Below are 4461 nucleotides of genomic sequence, written 5' to 3' on the forward strand. Positions count from 1 at the left end.
GAGCAGCGGCCCAGTGAATCATCGGCTGCATCTTGGCAACGAGATCCGGATCCTTCACCAGCACATAACGGAGCACCTGCCCGTTCATCGCGCTGTTCGCGATGCGGACATTGTCCATCAATTCATCCAATACTTCCGGAGCAATCTTTTCCTGCGTGAAACGTCGGTACGTACGGCATCCGGTACAAAGCGTCTTGAAATCCATAAGAAATCCTCCTTATTTGACGTGAGCGATGACTTCCACTTCACAAAGCACCCCGGCAGGGAGAGCCAGGACAGACACACAGCTTCTGGCGGGCTTGCTGATGAAATGCTTCCCGTAAATTTCATTGAAAGCTGCGAAATTTTCCATATCCGTCAGGAAACAAGTCGTCTTCACGACGGCTTCCATATCTGCGCCGGCCTTCTTCAGCACAGCCTCGATATTTGCGCAAACCTGCTCAGCCTGAGCCTCCAGCCCCTCAGCAAGCTTTCCCGTTTCCGGATTGATTCCGATCTGACCGGATAAAAATACAAGATTTCCGACCTTCTTAGCCTGAGAATACGGTCCCAGCGCAGCCGGAGCATGCTTCGTTTCAATAGTCTTCATGAAAATCCCTCCAATGGAAAAATATAAAGATTCTGACCTAAATATAAACCTTAAATAGATATAAAAGCAAGAAGTACCCAAAGGGGAACCACTGTAGGGAGCTGAGATACAATCATTCGTATTTCCTGGCCTTCTTTTTTCCTTTCCTTGCTATATGTGGTAGAATAGAAACAGATAGTATTCAAAAATTTAAATATATACGAAACAATGTATACAGAACAAATTTATAAGGAGATGGGCATCATAGAATTTCATCCGTTTCGCATAGAAGATAAGAAAATGATCGACGGATTCTTCCGCATTCACCATTATGAGCAGATCGACTGCACATTCAATACGCTTTTCATCTGGCAGAAGGCGCACGACACGTCCTGGGCTGTTCAGGATAATATCCTCTTCATCCGTGCAGGACATGGCAAGGACCTTTTCTTCCTTCCGCCATTTGCCAAGGAAGAAGAGGAATTCAAGCATGGCCTTGACCTGATTCATGAAGAACTCGATAAGCTGGGCATGCCTTTCCGCCTGAAGTCCGCATCCCGCTGGGTGACGGAACAGATCGAAAGACTGCTGCCGGGCAAGTATGATTTCATCGAAGACAGAGACAATGAGGAGTACGTGTACCGCACCGCTGACATGATCAGCCTGCCGGGCAAGAAGCTCCGCATGAAGAAGAATCACCTGAATGCATTCCTCCGTCAGTACGGCGGGGATTACACCTACGAATCGATCACGAAGGAAAACATGGAAGATGCGAAAGCGGGCATCCATGAATGGTTCGAACGTCATGGCGACATCGAGGAAGAAGAGGAAGCCATGAAGATCTGCTTTGACAACTGGGATGAACTGGGCGTCAAAGGCGCGATCGTTCGTATTTACGGCAAGGTGGAAGCCTTCACCAATGGCGACCTTGTCAATGAAAGAATGGCACATATTATTTTTGAAAAGGCAAATCCGAATATCAGGGGATTATATCAGGCGATCAACAGGGATTTCCTGATCCATGAATTTGCCGACACGGAATTCGTCAACCGCGAAGAAGACCTGGGCATCGAAGGCCTGCGTGAGGCGAAGATGGGCTACAACCCGGATCATCTGACTGAAAAGTTTGATGTCGTGCTGAAGAAATCATCTGACTGACCTGTTGACAAGGAGGAAAGATGAAAATCCGCAAATCTACACTCTCCGACGAGTCTGATGTAAAGGCGCTCTGGGGCTACTGCTTCGAACCGCCGACAGATCCGTTCTTTCAATGGTACTTCAAAGAGCTTGCCAAGCCGGAGGAAATCCTCGTAGGCGAGAACCAGGGCAGCATCGCATGCGACCTGCACCGCCGTCCTTATGACCTTTCCATCAGAGGGCTCCGCTATCCCGTCGACTACATCGTCGGCGTTGCGACCCACCCGGCAGCGCGCATGAGAGGGTACGCCAAGGAGCTCATCCGCGGCGAATTCCATCTCGCGCTGAAAGAAGACAAGCCCTTCGTCATCCTGATGCCGTCGGCCGCTTCCTTCTACCTTCCGATGGGCTTTGGCTTCTATGCCCACCAGTGGGAAAGAAGCGCAGCACCTGAAAGGCTCGCAGCTCTGGGAAGAAGAGCCGAATCCTGCCGGACTCTCACGAGCTCCAATGACTGGAAAGACCTCGCTTCGATTTACAGAGAATACACAAAGAAGAGAAACGGCTGGGCTTACAGGGATGAAAAATCCTGGGAGAAGCACATCGATGCACAGCTTCTTGAAGGCTATATCGCTGTCACCTATGACAGAAAAGGCCCATCCGGATACCTTTTCTACACCCTGGACGACAGAAAAATGATCGCCTCTGAAATGGCATTCAAGAACGAAGCAGGACGCAAAGCGCTCTATGCCTTCATGGCAGGGCATCAGGGCTCCGTCGATACCTGCGTATGGTACGAACCGCTTGACGACCACTCCTTCCGCTACTGGCAGGACGGCGCTGAGCATACATATATCAAGAACCGCACATTCCCCTTCATGCTCGGACGCGTCATCGACCCTGTCATCGCCTTTGACGGCCTTCCCTGCAGCAAGGAAATCAAGGGAGAAATCGCATTCCAGCTCATCGATTCCTTCCTTCCTGAAAACAGCGGCATCTACGTCCTCCGCGCCGAGGACGGCAGGATCCATGCCCTGAAGGAAGACGTCTTCTACGATCTGAAATGCCACATCGAAGACATCTCAGGCCTCCGCCTGGGCTCCGTCCCCGATCCCGTATTCAGCATCGACGCAGGAAGCCTCGCCGAACTCTTCATGGGCGCAGCCGACCTCTCCGAACTCGTCGAAGCAGAAAGAGCGAAGATCCTTCTCTCTGACGATGAAGCAGCAGAAAAAGCGGTGGACCTGGCCGTAGCCATGCTTCCAAGAGAACGCAACTGGATCAACGAATGGTTCTGATAAGGATAAAATAAAAGGGGCTGTGACAAAATGGTTAATTATTTTGCCACAGCCCTATTTAATTACTTGTTTTAGTAAACATTGCCTTTATAAAAATCAGCAACATTTACTTCATCTAAAAGTTTATTTGTCGCACGGCTATAAGCTCTATCATAGCTGCCAGATGTCTTTCCGATCTCTGTATAACTCTGGTCAGCAAGATAATCTCCAGCTTTCGCATCATAAAGTACAATATTTGTCAGAACGGTAAGATTCTTTCTCTGTCCAGTGAAGAAATTTGCTTTTACTTCTGCGGAAGTTGTTCTTGTAGAAACTAAAAGGACATACTGAACATTTTCTTTTGCAGCTAAAGCCTTAAAATCTTTTGATTTTAATACTACTCCGAGATCCTGTTCACGCTGAGTATCTGTATCGGCTTCTTCACGAAGATAAATACGAAGATCTTTCTGCGCCTGAGCAAATGGTACTACGGTGTGTCCTGCTTTTTTGACCTCATCAGCAAATGAATCAAAAATTCTTTTTTCAATTTCTCCCGGTTTACCAACATAATTCGGATCCAATTGAATAATAAGTAATGTATCCGGTCCCTTAGCAGATGCAGTCTTGGATCCTAAAGAAATTGCCTGTGCTGGTGCAACCTGTAAGAGGAACAAAGCAAATAAAGCTGATAGAAAAATAAATAATCTCTTCATAAATAATTCTCCCTTCCGTTTAAAATTGTTCCGGATTTAGATATTTACAGCATATCATAGGGAATTTGTATTCTCAAAAGCCAAAAAATCATAATTGTTACAATAATTAATAGAATTTTGTTATAGCTAATTTAAATATATATTTCCTGTTCACAAACTTTTTTTAAAGGGTTTCGGTTAAATTTGATTAGAGGATTATTTAACACAAATACATTTGTATTAAGCTTAGAACCGCACAACCGAGCTTTGCTAGTAGGAAAAGTAAAACATGAAAAACCATACAACCGCCTTGCAGCCTGGGAAATGAACCTCCTCAGTCGGCTCCGCCGCCAGCTCCCCCTACGGGGCGAGCTCTGACACCCTGAGCGATGATGCTTCGCCTTTTTAGAAACTGCACCCCTTTCGCCCTTCGGGCACTTCCCTCCGTTGGGGGCAGCCCTGCGATGAGAAATGAAAAATATCCAATCTGATTTGTCTTAAACTTATATAACTTCGTTCGTGGAAAAAGAGAAAACCGGACGACCGAGCTTCACTCGAAGGAACTGCACCCCTTTCTCCAGCATCAGTATAAATGTAGGCTGGATCCTTCCCCGACGGGCAGGTTAAAACCTTCCGTACCGACCCTTACCGATATTATCACTATCATTTAAATACGTTCACCGTAAATGAAAACCGTAAGATACTCATTCGATACTATCCGTTAGCATCGTAGTGGAGGAACTTGACCTGCCTCAGCGGGGAAGAATGCCTTTGACCTTGCTCCGTC

The 4461-nt window shown here is 47.1% G+C and carries 5 protein-coding genes; 2 read left to right on the forward strand and 3 right to left on the reverse strand.

Annotation, left to right across the window (positions count from 1 at the left end; translation table 11 throughout):
- Together M3200_RS08840 and M3200_RS08845 are read right to left on the reverse strand one after the other, a co-directional pair.
- On the reverse strand, positions 1–205 hold a 205-nt coding region (locus tag M3200_RS08840), incomplete at its 3' end, for a nitroreductase family protein (protein WP_288178259.1).
- 12 nt (positions 206–217) lie between these two features.
- Entirely contained in the window at positions 218–589 is a 372-nt protein-coding gene (locus M3200_RS08845) for a RidA family protein (protein ID WP_022383162.1), read from the reverse strand.
- Positions 590–868: 279 nt separating this feature from the next.
- On the opposite strand from M3200_RS08845, the gene M3200_RS08850 reads away from it, so the two are divergent.
- Both M3200_RS08850 and M3200_RS08855 read left to right on the forward strand, forming a co-directional pair.
- Positions 869–1726: a DUF2156 domain-containing protein gene (locus tag M3200_RS08850; protein ID WP_288178260.1), complete on the forward strand. Its 858-nt coding sequence runs from the start codon at positions 869–871 to the stop codon at positions 1724–1726.
- A 20-nt stretch (positions 1727–1746) separates the two neighbouring features.
- A complete protein-coding gene (locus M3200_RS08855) occupies positions 1747–3003 on the forward strand; it encodes a GNAT family N-acetyltransferase (RefSeq protein ID WP_022383164.1) in 1257 nt (418 codons plus the stop codon).
- Between the two features lie 71 nt (positions 3004–3074).
- Here the strand turns inward: M3200_RS08855 and M3200_RS08860 are convergent, their stop codons facing one another.
- Complete coding sequence (locus M3200_RS08860; protein ID WP_022383165.1) at positions 3075–3695, reverse strand: hypothetical protein; 621 nt, start codon at positions 3693–3695, stop codon at positions 3075–3077.
- Positions 3696–4461 lie beyond the last annotated feature (766 nt).

Origin of the sequence: Dialister sp. CAG:357 (assembly GCF_000435155.1) — a bacterium.
Taxonomy (GTDB): Bacteria; Bacillota; Negativicutes; order Veillonellales; family Dialisteraceae; genus Dialister; species Dialister hominis.